Below are 19,445 nucleotides of genomic sequence, written 5' to 3'. Positions count from 1 at the left end.
GACATAAAAAAAGCCGCAATTTTCATGCGGCTTTTTCATCGGATAACAGCGTTAATCGTACGGTTTATCTTCCTGCGCTTTCTCGGCTTCCTTCGCCTCGATTTCACGATACCAACGCGGATGGTGTTTGCGCGCCCATCGGCGACTTACCTTACCTTCCACCATGCCCTTGATCGACCCCTTAACCCAGAATGCCATATACATATGGATCAAGATGGCATGGATCAGCACGATAGCTACCGCGGCGTGAATCAGTAGCGAATAACGCACCAGCTCAATCGGGAAGTGCTGAGCAAAATACGGACGCCAGATAATAATGCCCGTCACCAGCAGCACGAAGATCAGGCTCATGATGCTCCAGAACATCATCTTCTGTCCGGCGTTATATTTTCCCACATCCGCGACTTCATGCTCATTGCCTTTTAGCACTTCAACAATGTTGACCACCCACGGCACGTCTTCGCGTTCAGGGATGTTGTGCTTCACAAAACGGAAGAACATAAACATTAGCGCCACAAAAATCAGTACGCCAAAGAACGGGTGCATAATGCGGCCCATTTGAGGCGTACCAAAAGTCTGTGTTAGCCATTGCAGCGTAGGGAAGAACAGCGCAATACCCGATAATGCAACCAAGAAGAAACAGATCACTACCGTCCAATGGCAGGCGCGATCGATAAACTTAGTACGAACAATCATTTTGCTTTTACTCATGATGGTTCCCCTTTTCGTCATCGCTCTCTTCTTCGTCACTCACTTCTTTGTTTGGGCCAATACCGATGTAGTGATAAATCAGCCCCGCAAAGGTGGCGATAAACCCAGCTACGGATAATGGCTTCAACACGCCTTTCCATAGACCCACGGCCATATCGATCTTCGGATCTTTCGGCAGATTGTGATAGAGCTCTGGCTTATCCGCATGATGCAGTACATACATCACATGTGTGCCGCCAACGCCCTCAGGATTGTATATCCCCGCCTGCTCAAAACCGCGTTTCTTCAGTTTTTCGACGCGCTCGCTAGCCACTTCCAGCATCTCTTTCTTGCTGCCGAAGTGAATCGCTCCGGTTGGGCAGGTTTTCACGCAGGCAGGCTCCTGTCCCACGCTGACACGGTCAACGCACAGCGTACATTTATACACACGATTGTCGTCTGGGTTCAGGCGTGGAATGTTAAACGGACAGCCCGCGATGCAATAGCCACAGCCGATGCAGTGTTCAGACTGAAAATCCACGATGCCGTTGGCATATTGGATGATCGCGCCCGCCGATGGGCATGCCTTCAGGCAGCCCGGATCGGTACAATGCATACAGCCATCTTTACGGATCAGCCACTCTAGCTTGCCGTTTTGCTCCACTTCAGAGAAACGCATTAGCGTCCATGACTTGGCGCTCAAATCAGCTGGGTTATCATAAACCCCAACGCAGTGCCCCACTTCATCACGGATGTCATTCCACTCTGAGCAAGCGACCTGACAGGCTTTACAGCCAATACAGGTCGAGACGTCAATGAGCTTAGCAACCTCTTCCTTGTAATCGCGAGCCTGCGGCGGCGGCGTTAAGGCATTGGTCGCCGAACGCTTAATAATGTCTTGTGATTGCATGGACATAAGTTCGGCTCCTTATACCTTTTCCACGTTAACTAAAAACGCCTTGTACTCTGGCGTTTGCGAGTTAGCGTCGCCTACAAACGGAGTCAGGGTGTTTGCCACAAATCCTTTACGCGCCACGCCTTCAAAGCCCCAATGAATTGGAATACCGATGGTTTCCACATCCTGACCATTAACGCGCAACGTGCTCAGACGACGGGTGACCACCGCTTTGGCTTTGATAAATCCACGCTTGCTGCTGACCTTAACCGTATCACCATGAGTAATTCCTTTCGCCTTCGCCAAGCCTTCGCTGATTTCCACAAACTGCTCAGGCTGCACAATGGCGTTTAAACGCGCATGTTTCGTCCAAGTATGGAAATGCTCCGTCAGGCGATAGGTGGTACCGACGTAAGGGAACTCCGTTTTTTCACCCATACGCTTAGCATCGGACTCATACAAACGCGCCGCTGGGTTAGAGATAACATTCGGATGCAGCGGATTAGTACCCAGTGGCGTTTCGAACGGCTCGTAGTGCTCAGGGAATGGCCCTTCCGCCATCTTGTCGATGGCAAACAGGCGCCCCAGTCCTTCCGGCTGCATGATAAACGGTCCGACGCCGCTGCCCGGTGCGGCGGTGTTGTAATCTGGAATATCGTTTCCGACCCATTTACTACCATTCCATTCGATCAACATCCGCTTCGGATCCCAAGGGTTACCCATTGGATCGGCTGATGCTCGGTTATAAATAATGCGACGGTTTAGCGGCCATGCCCAAGCCCAGCCCAGCGTATTCCCCAAACCGGACGGATCGCTGTTATCGCGATTCGCCATCTGGTTGCCTTTGCTGGTCCAGCTACCGGCATAAATCCAGCAGGCACTGGCCGTGGTTCCGTCATCACGCAGAAGAGCAAACGTATCCAACAGTTGGCCTTTTTTCGCCAGTAACGTGCCGTTAGCGTCATACAAGTCAGCCAACGCATAGCCGTTGTTTTCTTTAGCAACTTCTTCAGATTCAGGATGGTCTGGCTGTTCATAGCGCCAGCCCATTTTCAGCAGTGGCTCTGCGCCCGCTCCGCCTTCATTCTGATACATGGTACGCAAACGGTGATAGAGGCCAGCCAGAATCTCGCCGTCATTACGCGCTTCACCCGGAGCATCCGCACCTTTCCAGTGCCACTGTAACCAGCGACCGGAATTGGCAATCGAGCCATCTTCTTCAGCAAAACAGGTAGATGGCAGGCGGAATACTTCAGTCTGAATAGACGCAGTATCGACATCGTTCATCTCACCGTGGTTTTGCCAGAAGTTTGAGGTTTCTGTTACCAGAGGGTCGATAATCACCAGATATTTCAGCTTCGAAAGCGACTCGACGACCTTGTTTTTATCTGGGAATGACGCAACAGGGTTAAAACCTTGGCAGATATAGCCCGTCACTTTGCCCTGATCCATCATCTGGAAATATTTCATGACGTCGTAGGATTGATCCCACTTCGGCAGCCAGTCAAAGCCCCAGTTGTTTTCCTTCTGCGCGGCATCACCATAGAACGCCTTCATCAAGCTGACGAAGAATTTAGGATAATTGCCCCAATAGTTAACCTGCCCCGGCAGCGTGGCTTTTGGCGTATTGGCGGCCAGATAGGTTTCCAGAGTAGTTTGCTTTTCAGAAGGCAGCGTCAAGTAGCCCGGCAGGCTGGTAGACAGCAAGCCAAGATCGGTAAGCCCCTGAATATTAGAGTGACCACGCAGGGCGTTAACACCACCGCCAGCCATCCCCATATTGCCCAGCAACAGCTGAATCATCGCCATGGTACGAATGTTCTGCGCGCCCACGGTGTGCTGCGTCCAACCGAGCGCGTACAGGAACGTCGTAGTGCGGTCTGCGGCGCTGGTTGAGGCCAATACTTCACACACCTTGAGGAAGTCGGCCTGTGGCGTACCACAGATATTTTCTACCACATCCGGCGTATAACGACTGACGTGCTCTTTCAACAGATTCCATACGCAGCGTGGATGCTGCAAGGTATCGTCTCGTTTGGCATAGCCATTTTCGTCGAACTGATAGTTCCACGTTGTTTTGTCATACTGACGTTTTGATTCGTCATAACCGCTAAATAGGCCGTCTTCAAACGTAAAATCATCACGTACCAGCAAGCTGGCGTTCGTGTAATGCTTGACGTATTCAGCGTTGATTTTGTTATTGGAAATCAGGTACAGCAGCACGCCCGACAAGAAAGTAATGTCGGTGCCAGAACGAATCGGCGCATAGATATCCGCGACCGATGCGGTGCGGGTAAAGCGCGGATCGACCACGATCAGCGTGGCATCGTTATTGTTTTTGGCTTCCATCGCCCAGCGGAATCCCACCGGATGCGCTTCAGCGGCGTTGCCGCCCATCACCATCACAACGTTGGCGTTTTTGATATCAACCCAGTGGTTGGTCATCGCACCGCGACCAAATGTTGGAGCAAGACTTGCTACCGTTGGTCCGTGTCAGACACGCGCTTGGTTATCAACCGCCAGCATGCCCAGAGAGCGGGCAAACTTTTGCGTTAGCATACCGGTTTCGTTGCTGGCCGCTGAGGCGCACAACATGCCGGTGGAGAGCCAGCGATTGACCGTTACGCCTTCGGCGTTTGTGGTTTCAAAATTCTTATCACGGTCATTTTTCATCAGCTTGGCGATACGCTCAAAAGCATCGTCCCAGCTAATGCGCTGCCACTTATCAGAACCCGGAGCGCGGTATTCTGGGTAACGCAGGCGATTTTCACTATGGACATAGTCCAGTAGGCCAGCACCTTTAGGGCAAAGCGCGCCTCGGTTCACCGGATGATCCGGGTCCCCTTCAATATGGAAAATCGTAGATTTAGCATTCTTGGCACCATCACCAAGGCTATACATCAATAACCCACAACCAACAGAACAATAGGTACAGGAGTTACGTGTTTCTTTTGCTCGCAGCAACTTATAGTTACGCGACTCCGCCAGCGCCAGACTAGGAGTGAACCCTAAAACTGCCGCTGTTGTACCAGCCATCCCGCCGGCGCAGATTCTAAAAAACTGTCTGCGACTGACGTCCATTGCCATCCTCATTGCTTCAATGATGTTTTTGTCAGCGGCAAACTAGCAGTTAAAACCCTGCTCATATTGAGTCAAATCAAAAAAGAGAACTATTTAGTCAATATTTACCCCTTAATAAGTATGAAGAGTAACGTTTCATTAACTCTAATGGCACACGGAATAAGGATTTGTAGGATTTATACCCATTACTTTCTTTATTCAAAAAATTAGATGGAAATGGAGGGGAAAGCCAAATTAGTCATATATGAGTGATAAAAAAACCGCAACGTTATTGGCTGCGGTCTGATAAAACTTAGCTGGTAGCAATTCTTACAGCTCTTATCGTGTTGTATTACTGAGGAAGATAACGAATCACCAGCGACTACTCGCGCCGCCACCGCCGCTGCTTCCACCTCCTCCGCCAAAGGTTGAGGAGGAACTCGAAGAGCGTTTACTTTCCCAACCACTTTTCCGCCTAGAGGGCTGTACCGAGCTCCATCCCTTGAGAAACGGGAGTATTAAAAAAACGATAAACATGAAAATACCGAAGAAAACAGAAAACTTTGGCTCAAGAGAACTCAATTTAAAAGGTGTGGGTTTAAGCAAGAGACAAACAGATTGGTAGACAACGTTACCCACCCCCATCCCAATACCTCCCCATAATGCCGGTAAAATAACCTTACTGCTTTTCGCGTTTAGCTTGAGTAAAAGCAATATGCCAACAATCCACACATAAACCCCATACGGACTCGATGGCATATGGCTGATAGTTCTTCTCGTGCTGTCAGAAGCTGTATTAGTGCGATTGTGCGTTGTTGCTGCAGAAACGCCCTCAGCTGCACTTCTATCGGCCGTTTTTACACCGGTGAGCTTAAACGTTACCTGCTCAATACCGGAGCTAATTCCCTGCGCAAACTGATTTTTCTTAAATAACGGAACGATGTATCTATCTAACACATTTGCCGCGTCAACATCGGTCATCTCACCTTCCAACCCATATCCCACTTCTAATCGCAGAGTGTGGTCTTGCTTGGCGATGAGCAGTAATAAACCATCATCGCGCTTCTTATCTCCCAATTTCCACTGTTCAAAAACGCGTGTGGCATATTGTTCGATAGTTTCCTCGCCCGTGGTTTTTACCACTAAAACCGCAAGTTGATGGCCCGTTTTATTTTCGAAATTAACAATCTGATCAGATAGTTGCGCACTTTCACTATTCGTAATCGTATCGGTTAAATCGGTCACTCTTTGAGTTAACGCAGGAATCGGTATTTCTTTAGCAAATAGACTGCCGCTCATCAGTGATAACAGCAGAATCATTCCATATCCGAAAAAGCGCATCCGTTTCGCCTTATTTTGCCGTTGAAGGAGTTGAGAAATCTATCTTTGGTGCCGTGCTAATAGATTCGATATTTTCAGGCTGAAAAGTGAGTTTAGGTTGATACCCCTTCCAGCTAGCCGTCAGGTTGTTAGGAAACGTTCTAATGCGGGTGTTATAAGTTTGCACTGCCTGTACATAACGATGGCGAGCAACCGCAATCCGATTCTCCGTCCCCTCGAGTTGTACCATTAGATTGGTATAAAGCTGATCGGATTTCAGGTCTGGGTATTTCTCATTAACAACCAGCAAACGGGATAGCGCACTACTCATGCTGGCCTGTGCCTGCTGAAACTGCTTAATGCTTTGCTCATCCTGCGGAGCCTGCTGCATATTTGGCAATCCGCCTATTTTTGCCCTGGCCTCAGCAATCTGTGCGAATACCTCCGACTCGTGGGCGGCATACCCTTTAACGCTGGCGACGAGATTAGGGACCAGATCGGCACGTCGTTGGTATTGGTTTAATACCTCAGCCCAGGTGGCATTAACATTTTCATCATCCGACTGAATATCGTTATACCCACAGCCAGACAAAGCGAAAATGATCCAGAAACTGCACAACAAACGAAACAATGTTAATTTGTTCATCACTACTCCCTTAATAATAAACATATACTTCAGCCATCACGCTATTTTAGGTAACAGAGAAATATCCATATGGTATTTTTTAGGATTATTTTTATCGATGTAAACGGTAATCGTCTCACTCTGTATATAAGAAGAAGGATCGAATTTAATATTGTCACTATAAAAAACAAATACTTGGTTTGTATTTTTATCTAACCACTGGCTTTTAATCCGATAAGGTGAACGGCCATTAAATTGAATAGCCTGATTCAATTCAACACCGATAATTTGCGCATCAATAGGGACTCCCTCGTGAAGCAAACGGGCGCCTTGGCGAGAACGCACTCGCATAATCAGAAAGGGGACAAAACCGATGCCAGCAAACACTATTCCCATGCCACCCAGAATAATAGGGGCAATCCATTGAGAAAGTGCGTCATTTATCTCTGCGTTCTCTGGTGCATCTGCGGCATAAAGAACCTCAATGCTATTTCCTTCAGTACCTCTGTAGCTAGAACTCCCCGTTGAGGATTCGAAAACAATTCTCTTATTTTGATTGGTGTTAAAAGCAACAACGGGATGATAAGATCCTTTTGAATCACTCGAGCGCTCATAGCGAACTTCGGTCACAACACCTTCAGCGCGTAAAGCAGTTTTCTGAAACTGCATGCTTGAATAGAGCATATAACCCGCAAGAATAAGCAGGATGCATCCCACACAAAAAAATAATCCAAGTACTTTTTTCACGAAAAAATCCATAAATTGGTAATAATTTATTCTATCACCAAGAGCATGTAGTAAAAAAAAAATTACAGTTAAGTGATACTTATTCCATATAGCGTAGCCAATTAAATTATGCCAATCGGTGAGAACAAAATAATAGTAAATAACACCTCACAGTAGCCGAAATAGGTAAGATAGTTACACCATTTTTATATTCCACTGCCGATTTTTACCCTATTTTTATAAGGAATCCCCTATTCTGTTTTTATGGTATTGATTCCATAGCATTGATATCCCCATCAGATTTTCAAAACCGTTAGGTAAATATCATGTGCAAAATTATCGCGGTACACCCAATGCATTATGCTCAGATCCTGTGCCAGCAGAACCATAAGGTCGGTGAGTCGGTGTTTGCCTCAACCAGCCGCCCCATCAGTATGAAAATATATTTACTACTGCCCCAAAGAGCACAGCAGAATTAAAAAAGGCGGCCTGATGGCCGCCTCAATATCATAAGACTTCGTGAAAATTACTCGCCTTTTTTATCTGCCTGAATATATAACATTTCCAGTGCCAGCGTGGCCGCAGCCAGAGCGGTAATTTCAGACTGATCGTACGCTGGAGCAACTTCCACCACATCCATACCCACGATGTTAAGATCTTTCAGGCCACGCACCAACTTAAGCGCACGATCTGAAGTTAAACCGCCAATTACCGGCGTACCGGTGCCCGGAGCAAAAGCAGGATCCAGACAATCGATGTCGAAAGTCAGATAAACCGGCATATCGCCAACGATCTGTTTGATCTGCGCCAGCACGTCATCCACACCGCGATCGTTTACCTGCGCAGCGTCCAATACGGTAAAACCGTTATCGCGATCGAACTCAGTACGAATACCAATCTGCACGGAGTGATTCGGATCGATTAGCCCCTCATTTGGCGCATGGAAGAACATTGTTCCGTGATCGAATTTGCTGCCGTTGGCATAAGTATCGGTATGCGCATCGAAATGCACTAGCGCCATTTTGCCAAAATGTTTGGCATGAGCGCGCAGCAAAGGCAGCGTGACAAAGTGGTCACCACCGAAGGTCAGACAGCGCTTACCGGACTCCAGCAATTTCTCGGTGTGTGCCTGCAGAGAGTCACTCATGTCCTGAGCATCACCAAAGCTGAATACCACGTCGCCACAGTCAACCACGTTCAGGCGATCGCGCAGATCGAAATTCCACGGCCAGCGGTTGCCTTCCCACGCCAGATTGGTGGATACCTGACGGATGGCGGCAGGACCATGACGCCCACCCGCACGGCCTGAAGTGGCCATATCGAAAGGTACACCGGTGATAACCCAATCAGCATCGCTGTCGTATGGCTGGAAATTCAGCGGAAAACGCAGGAAGCCAAAGGCGTTAGAAACCAGTGAGTTATCGGGTTTATTGCCCAGGGTGCTCATAATCAATCCTCGTTGAAGGCCACATTTGTTACAGGCCGAAGTCAAAGTACCGATGAAAAAAAATCCCTTCCGCGTCGTTAGCCCGACGAGAAAGGGATTTATTGTTCGCTTTTAAAGCTGCTATTAGCAATTATCGCCGTAAACTTTCCACTCTTCAAGCCTGATGTGAACCCTTGCTCACAACGTCGATAAAGCGCTGAATTTCTGCCAACTGCTCTCTATTATATTGGCAGGTTCCCACTTCAATTTTGGGCTTATTGCGTCCGTGAAAATCACTGCCGCAGGTCACATAGGCACCCTGCTCACACGCAAAATTGTAGAGTCGCTGCGCCAGCGCCTCATCGTGATAGCTTGAGAAAACCTCAATGCCTGCTACGCCCGATTCCAACATCAGCTCGAGCATCGCCTCATGTTCTTCTTTCAGGTTAGCCCCAATATGCGCAATCACCGGTATTCCACCATTATTGCGAATCAAATCAGCCATATCCTCTAACGCAGGATAGGTCACTGGTTGATAACAGGCTTTGTTGGGGCCAAAGAAATCCCAATAGAAATTGATTAACGGCATATCCGCACGTTCACCACCTGAGCGATATGGTAAGAGCAGTGAATTGCCGGCATTGCGCTCATCCTCCAGAATGGCCTCGCCCATTTGCTCTTCCTGCGGCAAGCGACCGTTAGCTAATCGAATCAAATGTTCATCATCAATGAAAAAGCCCAATTCACGCAGCTTGGTCAATTTTACCGGTACGAGCTCACGCTGAATGTTATTAAAGTTTTCATAAACCAGAGAGAAGTCATCCGACGGTGTAAAACCGTAGCCCAGCAGATGGAAATTGCGTCCTTGAAAGGTACAGTCGATTTCAATTCCCGAAATAATATTCAGGGAGTCACTACGCCATTTTATCGATTCTGCAAACGAAAATGCCGAGTTGTGATCGGTCACCGCCAGCGTAGTCACTCCTTCGCGTAGGCAGCGAGCGATCAATTCAGCCACCGGATAATCCGCGTCATCACTGTAATGCGAGTGCATATGCAGATCGATTTTCTCCATGTGAAACTCTCCACGTCTCTGTTCGGTATGATCCTCACTATATCAGCAATAAAAAAGGGTGCCGAAGCACCCTGATACTTTGTGATCTGACTCAATGTGATCTTACTTATTACCACTTAGAGCTGAGGATCACTCATCTTCGAGATAGGTATACCCATATAAGCCAGATTCGAACTCATCCAAGAACTGCGTTTGCAGTTCAGGCGCCAGATCGGTTTTACGTACCTGATCGCGGAAACGAGTGAGCAACACTTCCGGATCGAGCTGAACATATTCCAGCATCTCAGCCACCGTGTTGCCTTCATCAGAATCTTGAACCTCAACGCTACCATCTTCAAAGACAAATACGTCAACCGATGCGGTATCACCGAACAGGTTATGCATATTGCCCAAAATTTCCTGATAAGCCCCCACCATGAAGAAACCGATCAACGGTGGATTTTCAGGATCGTACTGAGGCATTGGCATGGTCGTCGCAATGCCGTCACCGTCGATGTAGTGATCGATAGCACCATCAGAGTCGCAGGTGATATCCAACAGCACCGCGCGGCGCTCAGGCGCTTGATCCAAGCCACTCAATGGCAGTACAGGGAACAACTGATCGATACCCCATGCATCCGGCATTGACTGGAATAGCGAAAAGTTAACGTATAGCTTATCGGCCATGCGCTCCTGCAGCTCATCGATAATCGGGCGATGTGCTCGATTGCTTGGATCCAGATGTTCCTGAATCTGGCTACAGATCGTCAGATACTGTTGCTCTGCCCAAGCACGCTGGGTCAGATCCAGAATGCCATGCGCATATTGGCTATGGACATCATTCAGGTCGAGCTGGCTGTCATGGAGCCATTCGCGCAGAGAACGCTTAGTGCCAGAATCCTGCATCTCTTCCCATGTTGCCCATAGGCTTTGCAGCGCGCGCGGTGCGTCTTCTGCCGGCGCAATCGGTGCATGGAACTCATTGCGCTCAACGCCAATCACGTTGGAAACCAACACGGTGTGATGCGCGGTAACGGCACGGCCAGACTCGGTGATCACTGTCGGATGCGGCAAACCGTGTTCATTACAGGCATCACCGATCCCCCAAATCACGTTATTAGCATATTCGTTCAGGCCATAGTTGACTGAGCAATCAGACTGGGAACGTGTTCCTTCATAGTCCACGCCAAGACCGCCGCCGACGTCAAAGCACTGAATATTAACGCCAAGCTTATGCAGCTCAACATAGAATCGTGCCGATTCACGCACCCCTGTGGCGATATCGCGAATGTTCGCCAACTGAGAACCCAAGTGGAAATGCAGCAATTGCAGGCTGTCTAAGCGCCCAGCCTCACGCAGGGTTTCGACCAATTGCAGAACCTGAGTCGCAGCCAGACCAAACTTGGATTTCTCACCACCGCTTGACTGCCATTTGCCTGAGCCCTGAGAAGACAGACGCGCACGCACGCCTAAACGCGGCACGACATTAAGACGCTCAGCTTCTTCCATTACCAGCTTAATCTCGGACATCTTTTCGATGACCAGATACACCTTGTGTCCCAGTTTTTCGCCGATCAATGCCAAACGAATGTATTCGCGATCTTTATAGCCATTACACACAATGACAGAGCGAGTCATACCGGCATGCGCCAGCACGGCCATCAATTCGGCTTTTGAACCCGCTTCCAACCCCAGAGGCTCACCGGAATTCACCAGAGATTCAATGACGCGACGATGCTGGTTTACCTTGATGGGATAGACAAGGAAATAGCCGCCTTCATAACCGAAGGATTCACGCGCACGTTTGAACGCCGCGTTAATAGAACGCAAGCGATGCTGCAGGATCTGCGGAAAACAGAACAGCGCAGGCAGACGCTGGTTGCTCTCTTTTTGCAGCTTCTCAACCAATTGAGTCAGATCGACGCGCGCCTCTGGGACGTCGGGATCAGGACAAACCGAAATATGACCCAATTCGTTGACGTCATAATAGTTGCCACCCCAGTAGGCGACGTTATAAGTACTCAGCATTTTGCTGGCATTACGATCATTCATGGCAACCTCCTGCATAGAACGCAAATGATGGTGTCCGGCCGCTTCCTGCGGGCGTTGGCTGAGTTCGTTAGACATGCCGAACTCCTTGTGCACTATCGTGGCAAATAATGGAATTATTCACAGCACGGTTATTCACTATCGCAGCAACATCTGCGCTTAACAACCCACACGCCGGGATTTTTGGCGTGACCACAAAGCTCAGCGCCGGACAAAATGCCGGGCTGATATAAGTATAAGAGCAAAACACGTCGCTAACTCCGTGGGTCGGGGAGTGCATTCTTGAATGCAGGATAAACCCCAATGAAAATTCACCAGCCACGTTATTTGGTCGTCATACCACGTAGCAGGTTACCCTTGTTCAGTCATCAGTTGCCGCTATCGGCGTAAGAATCCTGAGTCGCGCCCTATATTCACCAAAGTGATGAATAACATCGGGAAAATGCGAGAAATGCAGATAAATAGGAAGGAAAGCGCAATGCGCGGGACGGCGAGGCGTCACAATGACGCAGGGTATTGCAGGAAGTCACGGTATCAAACAAAGCCGTTGTCTTAAACAAAGCGGTTTTGCAAATAACAGTGTCTAGCGCGACGGATGTCGCAATGATATCAGTGCGGATCATTACCTGAACCACCTCCATGTCTGCGGTTATCGCTAACGCACAGAGCCAAAAAGTTAACAGTGTGTTGAAACTGACAGTATGAGCAGCAACCCATACCCTCCTCGGCTGGAAGTGAGACACATAGCCGCGCGCAGTTTATACAATCAACTCGCCTTAAATGCAAAATGAAATTTTACTAAAAACTGTTTCTGAGCGTTTACGCAAGTGTAAAGGTTCTGTTCTAGATATAAATAGTGCTCATTTGATAAAAGCACGCAGTAAAAATGACTGGAATGTTATGGCGGGTCTGGCTTAAAATAGCCGTCCAGATGTTAATCCATCTATACTTATTGACAGATAAACTGCTGAACGGCTTTGCCTGAGGGGCGTTGCAGGATGCATCAGGCACCAGCACTAGCGTGTTATCCCCACTCGTAAGGGCATATCGCTAGCGACTGATGTACATACCCCAGCACTACGCAGTCACGATAAACCCGTCTTTTGAAGGTAAAGAACATAATGGCTAAACACCTTTTCACCTCCGAATCAGTGTCTGAAGGACATCCTGATAAGATTGCTGACCAAATTTCTGACGCCGTGCTCGATGCGATTCTGGAACAGGATCCTAAAGCGCGCGTAGCTTGTGAAACCTACGTTAAAACCGGCATGGTGCTGGTTGGTGGTGAAATTACCACGAATGCATGGGTTGATATTGAAGAGCTGACTCGTAAAACCGTTGCTGAAATCGGCTATGTAAGCTCCGATATGGGCTTTGATGCCAACTCTTGTGCCGTATTGAGCGCTATCGGTAAACAGTCTCCAGACATCAATCAGGGCGTTGACCGTACCGATCCTCTGGAACAAGGTGCCGGTGACCAAGGCATTATGTTTGGTTATGCAACCAACGAAACTGAAGTTTTGATGCCTGCACCAATCACCTATGCTCATCGTTTGATGGAACGTCAGGCCGAAGTCCGTAAAAACGGCACTCTGCCATGGTTGCGTCCTGATGCAAAAAGTCAGGTTACCTTCCTGTACGACGACGGTAAAATTGCGGGTATTGACGCAGTAGTTCTTTCTACCCAGCACTCTGACAGCATCAGTCTTCCTGACCTGCAAGAAGCAGTAATGGAAGAGATTATCAAGCCAGTTCTGCCACCAGAATGGTTGTCGTCTAATACCAAATACTTCATCAACCCAACAGGTCGTTTCGTTATCGGTGGTCCAATGGGTGACTGCGGTTTGACTGGCCGTAAAATCATCGTTGATACCTACGGCGGCGCAGCTCGTCACGGTGGCGGTGCATTCTCTGGTAAAGATCCTTCTAAAGTTGACCGTTCAGCCGCTTATGCCGCTCGTTACGTGGCGAAAAACATCGTCGCCGCGGGCTTGGCAGATCGTTGTGAAATTCAGGTTTCTTACGCTATCGGCGTTGCTGAACCCACTTCAATCATGATCGAAACCTTCGGCACTGAGAAAATTTCTACCGAACAACTGACTCTGCTAGTACGTGAATTCTTCGATTTGCGTCCATATGGTTTGATCCAGATGCTGGATCTGATTCAGCCAATCTATCGTCAAACCGCAGCCTATGGTCACTTTGGTCGTGAGCACTTCCCTTGGGAGAAAACCGATAAAGCGGCATTACTGCGTGAAGCTGCGGGTCTAAAGTAAGATTTAACTCGCGCTAGATTATTTCGCATCAATAAAGCAGGCCATGTGAGCCTGCTTTTTTTTGTCTCAAATCAGGTCAATCACAATGAAAACGATTACATAATATTTCCAATTAAACTAAAAAAATTATTAATGTATATTTAATGAACATCAAAACAAATATATAACCATCGCAAACCATTGACAAAAAATCATAAAATTCAATCGAATATTCCATTTTCACTGTAAATAAATCCATAACCACACATCCATTCACAATCGCGGTGAATACCACGTCAGTGTAAACGATTACATTTCTGTGATCGGGAGCACTTACATTCAAGCCATAGATTCTTAACATGATAGATATACAAACGAGTTTCTTTTCGGAGGCAGTATGAGTACTACCGTGAGTACACACCCGGGTCGTAAAGCCCGTTCAAATGCCAGCCTGACGTTTTTTGTCTGCTTTCTCGCTGCGCTGGCAGGCTTATTATTCGGACTGGATATTGGTGTTATCGCTGGTGCTTTGCCATTTATCAGCGAGACGTTTCAGATCACCAGCTCTCAACAAGAATGGGTTGTGAGCTCCATGATGTTTGGCGCAGCGGTTGGCGCAGTCGGTAGTGGATGGTTAAACTTCCGCATCGGTCGTAAATACAGTCTGATGATCGGCGCAGTATTATTTGTCGTCGGTTCACTTTGCTCCGCATTTGCCCCAGACGTAGAAATACTCATCGTTTCACGTGTATTGCTGGGTTTGGCCGTGGGGATCGCGTCTTATACTGCTCCAATTTATCTTTCTGAAATTGCTCCAGAAAAAATCCGCGGCAGCATGATTTCCATGTACCAGTTGATGATCACCATCGGTATTTTAGCCGCTTATTTGTCTGATACCGCTTTCAGCTACACAGGTGCATGGCGCTGGATGCTAGGTGTCATCACCATCCCTGCGGTTCTGCTGTTGATTGGGGTATTCTTCCTACCGGATAGCCCTCGCTGGTTGGCCGCTCGTGGCAGTGATGAAAAGGCGCGCCGCGTGTTAGAAAAGCTGCGTGACACCGGCGAACAAGCCAAAAACGAACTGGACGAAATTCGCGAAAGTTTGAAAGTGAAACAAAGCGGGTGGGCATTATTTGTAAACAACAAAAACTTCCGCCGTGCCGTTTATCTTGGCGTCTTGTTACAGGTGATGCAGCAGTTCACCGGTATGAACGTCATCATGTATTACGCACCAAAAATCTTCGATTTGGCCGGTTTTGCCAGCACTTCTCAGCAGATGTGGGGCACCGTTATCGTCGGATTGGTGAACGTGTTAGCAACCTTCATCGCCATCGGCCTGGTTGACCGCTGGGGTCGTAAGCCTACGTTAATCCTCGGTTTCATTGTGATGGCACTGGGCATGGGGACACTGGGTACGATGATGAACATCGGCATCTCCTCCGTCTTTGCTCAGTACTTTGCCGTCATCATGCTGCTCATCTTCATCGTTGGTTTCGCTATGAGCGCTGGTCCGCTGATTTGGGTTCTGTGCTCTGAAATCCAGCCGTTGAAAGGCCGTGACTTTGGTATCACCTGCTCAACCGCAACCAACTGGATTGCTAACATGATTGTCGGTGCCACCTTCCTGACCATGCTGAACTCTCTGGGTAGCGCGCATACCTTCTGGGTTTATGCCGGTCTGAATATTATCTTCATCTTCATTACGCTGGCGCTAATCCCTGAGACTAAGAACATTTCTCTGGAACACATCGAGCGTAACCTGATGCAAGGCAAGCCACTGCGTAAGATTGGGTCCAAATAATCGGCTAATGCGATAGCGAGATTAGCCAAAAGCCGCATAGTACTAGTACTATGCGGCTTTTGGTTTTTTGGCAGTAACAACAGCAAGCGTCGTTTTATCGCGCAGGTTTCACATCGGCAATAAACGTCGGTAAATCCCAAGTTCCACCTAACCGAATATACCGACACATGCCGGTGTCGGCCACTTTGCTTTGACGAAAGGCCTGCCCGTCCCACACCCAGCTCGCCATCGACATGCAATCAGCTGGCCCGCGCCCTTTCTGGCTTAATGAAATAACGCCTGCGTCATAGCTGGTGCCGGAATCTGTCACCATGACCGGTTTTTCTTTCAACGCATTATCGATCACCCAGTAGCCGTAGCCTTCGTTGTAGGCCGCTCGCCAGCAAAGTGTCGAGAGAAGAGCATGTGTTTTATCGAGCGGCGTTAGCGTAATTCCCTCATCACTTTCAGCAGTGTCATCTGGGGATGGCTGTAAACGGTCACATCCGTCATCCGGTGTCAAAGTGGAAACCAATTTAGGTTTCAGCGCAGCAAGCTCAGGAGCAGTCAACGGGCGCTCTTTTCCTGTTTCAGTCTGCGCCGCCTGAATCACCGGCGCGGGGATCGCGGCCAATACGCTGTCCTCTGGCTTATCTCCTTTTTTCACCATCGCATCCGGTGTACCAATCCGCCCTTGAACATCATCCATCTTTAGCATTACTGCGTATGCGCCGTCGCCAGAAAGTATAAAGGGGTCGGGAGCGCCTCTGAACTCAACTTTTCCCGTTCCTTTTAGAGCGCGAATGAGCTTCTGATTCTGCACCGCTGATAAGTGCCAGATATCATTTTTTCCTGCCTTGGCCTCCCCCTCGAATTTATCATCGATCCACATTGTGAGTTTCTTAGGAGTCTTATCGGCCGATTCAACTTCAGCCAAAATAACTTCGCCGCTAATTGGCGTATTGGGGCCTGCTTTGCGTGTAAACAAGATTGAGCCGCTAGGCTGTTCTTCTGTGCTATAACCCGCCGCACGGCAGGTTAACGTGTTATCACAAGTGACTTCCCAGTCTTTATGATCGAACGACACTCCGCTCGCAGCCCAAGCTGGCATACTGGATACCGCTGCTAACAGTAGCGTTAATTTATGTATTCGCTTCATGCCATATATTCCTTAATAGTGATCCGATAACTGTGCATTTCAGATCGTATAAACCGGAGCTGTATTTTGATCTGCTCTGCGGTTATCTTTCCGTAAACGATCTCATTTAGCGATGATCTTGATAAAATACGACGATAAGAAGGGACTTTCATTGATGCTACACGGCACCTACCGTCACATGCATTCTTCGATGGCAAAGAAGAGCATTTTTTCATCGTTCATTCCCGCAGGGATTATGCTGCCCCTCATCATGTGTGCCGCGCCAGTATTTGCAGCCTCTTTTGACTGTGAAAAAGCGGAAAGCAGCATAGAGCATACCATCTGCGATACCACGTCATTAAGCGCCCTCGACAGTAGCTTGAATGAAAGCTACCAGATCGCGATGTCTAACCTTCCAACAACTCAAGCGAATGAGTTACGTACGGTCCAAAGAAACTGGATCAAGCAGCGCAATGGTTGTGCAGCGAATCCCGAGCGGCTCGAAAGCTGTTTACAAAAAAGCATGGAGCAGCGTGACCGTGAACTGCAAGAGATAGCCGGCCAAGCAACATCAACGCTAGACAACATCATTCGTGGCATACCTGCCAATCCAGCGATTGCAGCACAGAAGTTAGCGTTATATCGCGGCCCTCTTGCTTCTGCTTGGCTCGTTTATCTCCACCAGTTTGAACCCTCCAGCCAGATAACCGATGCAGAAGCCGCACAGCGCTACCAACAGGCGGTAAAAGGGTTAGGTAGCTCATGGGCTGGCGAATTGCTCCACAACATAGAAAAAGATCCGGCGACAACCAAAAACTCAGCCACGCTTACCCTGCTACGCATGACCATTGAACAAAATGAAAATCACTATAGGGAAATCATTAACGGCAAAGAAAGGGAGTATGCCCATTGCTTTATTTTCAAGCGCCAAGGGAAAGCCGCCTATGACACATTTGGTGCGCTGTATGGCTCATCTCTCGATGGAAACGCTCCGATTTGTTCGCCGCAAGGGGATTTATTTCAACGCCCCGCATGGAAACAATTAAATGACGCAATGGCAACGATCGTTGATAAAGCCAGCTTAGATATGGGAACCATACGTTCCGCCAGCTATGCAGACTGGAGAATGTTCGATCTGCATGTCACTGTGTCACCAAGAGATTTTCTAAAATCTGAGCCCAACACGACAACGGCCAATAGCCCAGAAAGTGAAATCCAAGCTTGGAACGATAAAGAATGGCCAAAACAGGAACGTGATGCCGTACTGAATGCGGCTAATGAGGCGCGTAAAACAACGGCACAATGGCTTGTGACAGAACAACATTTCACTAAGAGCGATGCGGAGAAGGCAGCTAACGCCATCGTTCAGGATTGGTTAACCATGCGCTTGAATTTTATCGGTGAATCACCACTCTCTGATGAATAATCGTTCTCACGTCACCGTTTATTCCACTTTTAGGTTAGCGGATAGTGCGATTAATTAGCTGAAAGCCAAAAACGAAAAAGGCTCCCATCAGGAACAATGCTTGTCAGTTAAGCCTGATTTTAGGGGAAGTACACCGATGGGGTCGTAGCGGCGAAGCCGCCGGAGCGCCCCGCGGTGTGCTAGCCCCGTGTATCTCGATCTCTTAAATGAACAGCATTACTCCAATCTGGAGCCTTTTAAACAATCTAAAGCGCCTGCAATTATTTTGCAGCAGCTTCTTCTGCATCGCCCAGCAGAACGGATTCCAGAGCAATTTCAATCATGTCGTTGAACGTCGTCTGGCGTTCTTCGGCAGTGGTCTGCTCGTGGGTACGGATATGGTCAGAAACGGTGCAGATGGTCAGCGCTTTCGCACCGAACTCAGCCGCTACGCCGTAGATACCTGCCGCTTCCATTTCCACGCCCAGAATGCCGTATTTGTCCATTACGTCGAACATAGATGGATCTGGAGTGTAGAACAGGTCAGCAGAGAAGATGTTACCTACGCGAGCGTTGATGCCTTTCGCTTTAGCCGCGTCAGATGCATTACGTACCATGTCGAAATCTGCAATCGCTGCATAGTCATGGTCTTTAAAACGCAGACGGTTAACTTTAGAGTCAGTACATGCCCCCATACCGATAACCACATCACGCAGTTTAACGTCCATACGTACAGCGCCACATGAACCAACGCGGATAATTTTCTTCACGCCGAAATCAGTGATCAGCTCTTTCGCATAGATAGAGCAAGATGGGATACCCATACCGTGACCCATAACAGAGATCTTACGACCTTTGTAAGTCCCGGTGAACCCCAGCATGCCGCGCACGCTGTTTACCTGACGGACGTCTTGCAGGAAAGTTTCAGCAATGTGTTTTGCACGCAGCGGATCGCCCGGCATCAACACAACGTCTGCAAAATCACCCATCTCGGCATTAATATGCGGCGTAGCCATAAT

Annotated in this window: 15 protein-coding genes; 4 read left to right on the top strand and 11 right to left on the bottom strand. The window is 48.4% G+C overall.

The genetic code is table 11. The features are described from left to right. Positions 1-51: 51 nt before the first annotated feature. From fdnI to K9N75_RS03520, 6 genes are all read right to left on the bottom strand, one after another. Entirely contained in the window at positions 52-711 is a 660-nt protein-coding gene (gene fdnI / locus K9N75_RS03545) for a formate dehydrogenase-N subunit gamma (protein ID WP_096079960.1), read from the bottom strand. Further along, a complete protein-coding gene (gene fdxH / locus K9N75_RS03540) occupies positions 704-1,606 on the bottom strand; it encodes a formate dehydrogenase subunit beta (protein WP_008815013.1) in 903 nt (300 codons plus the stop codon). Before fdxH ends, fdnI begins: the two co-directional genes overlap by 8 nt. A 12-nt stretch (positions 1,607-1,618) precedes the next feature. Further along, positions 1,619-4,666 (bottom strand): formate dehydrogenase-N subunit alpha, encoded by a 3,048-nt coding sequence (gene fdnG / locus K9N75_RS03535; protein ID WP_096079962.1) that lies wholly within the window; start codon positions 4,664-4,666, stop codon positions 1,619-1,621. Positions 4,667-5,017: 351 nt separating this feature from the next. Then, complete coding sequence (locus K9N75_RS03530; RefSeq protein ID WP_263481239.1) at positions 5,018-5,965, bottom strand: TPM domain-containing protein; 948 nt, start codon at positions 5,963-5,965, stop codon at positions 5,018-5,020. Positions 5,966-5,996: 31 nt separating this feature from the next. Beyond that, complete coding sequence (locus K9N75_RS03525) at positions 5,997-6,611, bottom strand: LemA family protein (protein WP_130954750.1); 615 nt, start codon at positions 6,609-6,611, stop codon at positions 5,997-5,999. 36 nt (positions 6,612-6,647) lie between these two features. After that, positions 6,648-7,337, bottom strand: a complete 690-nt coding sequence (locus K9N75_RS03520) for a DUF3592 domain-containing protein (RefSeq protein WP_224452220.1) — start codon at positions 7,335-7,337, stop codon at positions 6,648-6,650. 305 nt (positions 7,338-7,642) lie between these two features. Between K9N75_RS03520 and K9N75_RS03515 the strand changes: the two genes are divergently transcribed. Further along, the gene (locus K9N75_RS03515; RefSeq protein ID WP_166712931.1) at positions 7,643-7,795 is read left to right on the top strand and encodes a hypothetical protein; all 153 of its coding nucleotides are present in this window, start codon (positions 7,643-7,645) and stop codon (positions 7,793-7,795) included. A gap of 47 nt (positions 7,796-7,842) precedes the next feature. Here K9N75_RS03515 and speB read toward each other — a convergent pair whose 3' ends face one another. The 3 genes from speB to speA form a co-directional block, all read right to left on the bottom strand. After that, positions 7,843-8,763 carry an agmatinase gene (gene speB / locus K9N75_RS03510; protein ID WP_004846823.1) on the bottom strand — a complete coding sequence of 307 codons (921 nt, stop codon included), beginning with the start codon at positions 8,761-8,763 and terminating at the stop codon, positions 7,843-7,845. 154 nt (positions 8,764-8,917) lie between these two features. After that, positions 8,918-9,817 (bottom strand): PHP domain-containing protein, encoded by a 900-nt coding sequence (locus tag K9N75_RS03505; RefSeq protein WP_130954749.1) that lies wholly within the window; start codon positions 9,815-9,817, stop codon positions 8,918-8,920. Between the two features lie 129 nt (positions 9,818-9,946). After that, on the bottom strand, positions 9,947-11,923 hold the full coding sequence (gene speA / locus K9N75_RS03500; protein WP_008815006.1) for a biosynthetic arginine decarboxylase: 1,977 nt from the start codon (positions 11,921-11,923) through the stop codon (positions 9,947-9,949). A gap of 1,043 nt (positions 11,924-12,966) precedes the next feature. Between speA and metK the strand changes: the two genes are divergently transcribed. Together metK and K9N75_RS03490 are read left to right on the top strand one after the other, a co-directional pair. Beyond that, a complete protein-coding gene (gene metK / locus K9N75_RS03495; RefSeq protein ID WP_004846810.1) occupies positions 12,967-14,121 on the top strand; it encodes a methionine adenosyltransferase in 1,155 nt (384 codons plus the stop codon). A 376-nt stretch (positions 14,122-14,497) separates the two neighbouring features. Further along, positions 14,498-15,904, top strand: coding sequence for a sugar porter family MFS transporter (locus K9N75_RS03490; protein ID WP_130954748.1), 1,407 nt, complete (start codon positions 14,498-14,500; stop codon positions 15,902-15,904). Positions 15,905-15,998: 94 nt separating this feature from the next. On the opposite strand, the gene K9N75_RS03485 is transcribed toward K9N75_RS03490, so the two are convergent. Beyond that, complete coding sequence (locus K9N75_RS03485) at positions 15,999-17,042, bottom strand: DUF1176 domain-containing protein (RefSeq protein WP_130954747.1); 1,044 nt, start codon at positions 17,040-17,042, stop codon at positions 15,999-16,001. Between the two features lie 190 nt (positions 17,043-17,232). Between K9N75_RS03485 and K9N75_RS03480 the strand changes: the two genes are divergently transcribed. Further along, positions 17,233-18,447 (top strand): lysozyme inhibitor LprI family protein, encoded by a 1,215-nt coding sequence (locus K9N75_RS03480; protein ID WP_224452219.1) that lies wholly within the window; start codon positions 17,233-17,235, stop codon positions 18,445-18,447. A gap of 260 nt (positions 18,448-18,707) precedes the next feature. Here the strand turns inward: K9N75_RS03480 and deoD are convergent, their stop codons facing one another. After that, positions 18,708-19,442, bottom strand: coding sequence for a purine-nucleoside phosphorylase (deoD, locus tag K9N75_RS03475; RefSeq protein ID WP_004846800.1), 735 nt, complete (start codon positions 19,440-19,442; stop codon positions 18,708-18,710). Between the last annotated feature and the right edge of the window lie 3 nt (positions 19,443-19,445).

Source organism: Hafnia paralvei, from assembly GCF_020150375.1.
GTDB classification, from domain to species: Bacteria; Pseudomonadota; Gammaproteobacteria; order Enterobacterales; family Enterobacteriaceae; genus Hafnia; species Hafnia paralvei.
Note: the sequence above shows the minus strand (reverse complement) of the source record. Positions and strands in the feature narration are given on the sequence as shown.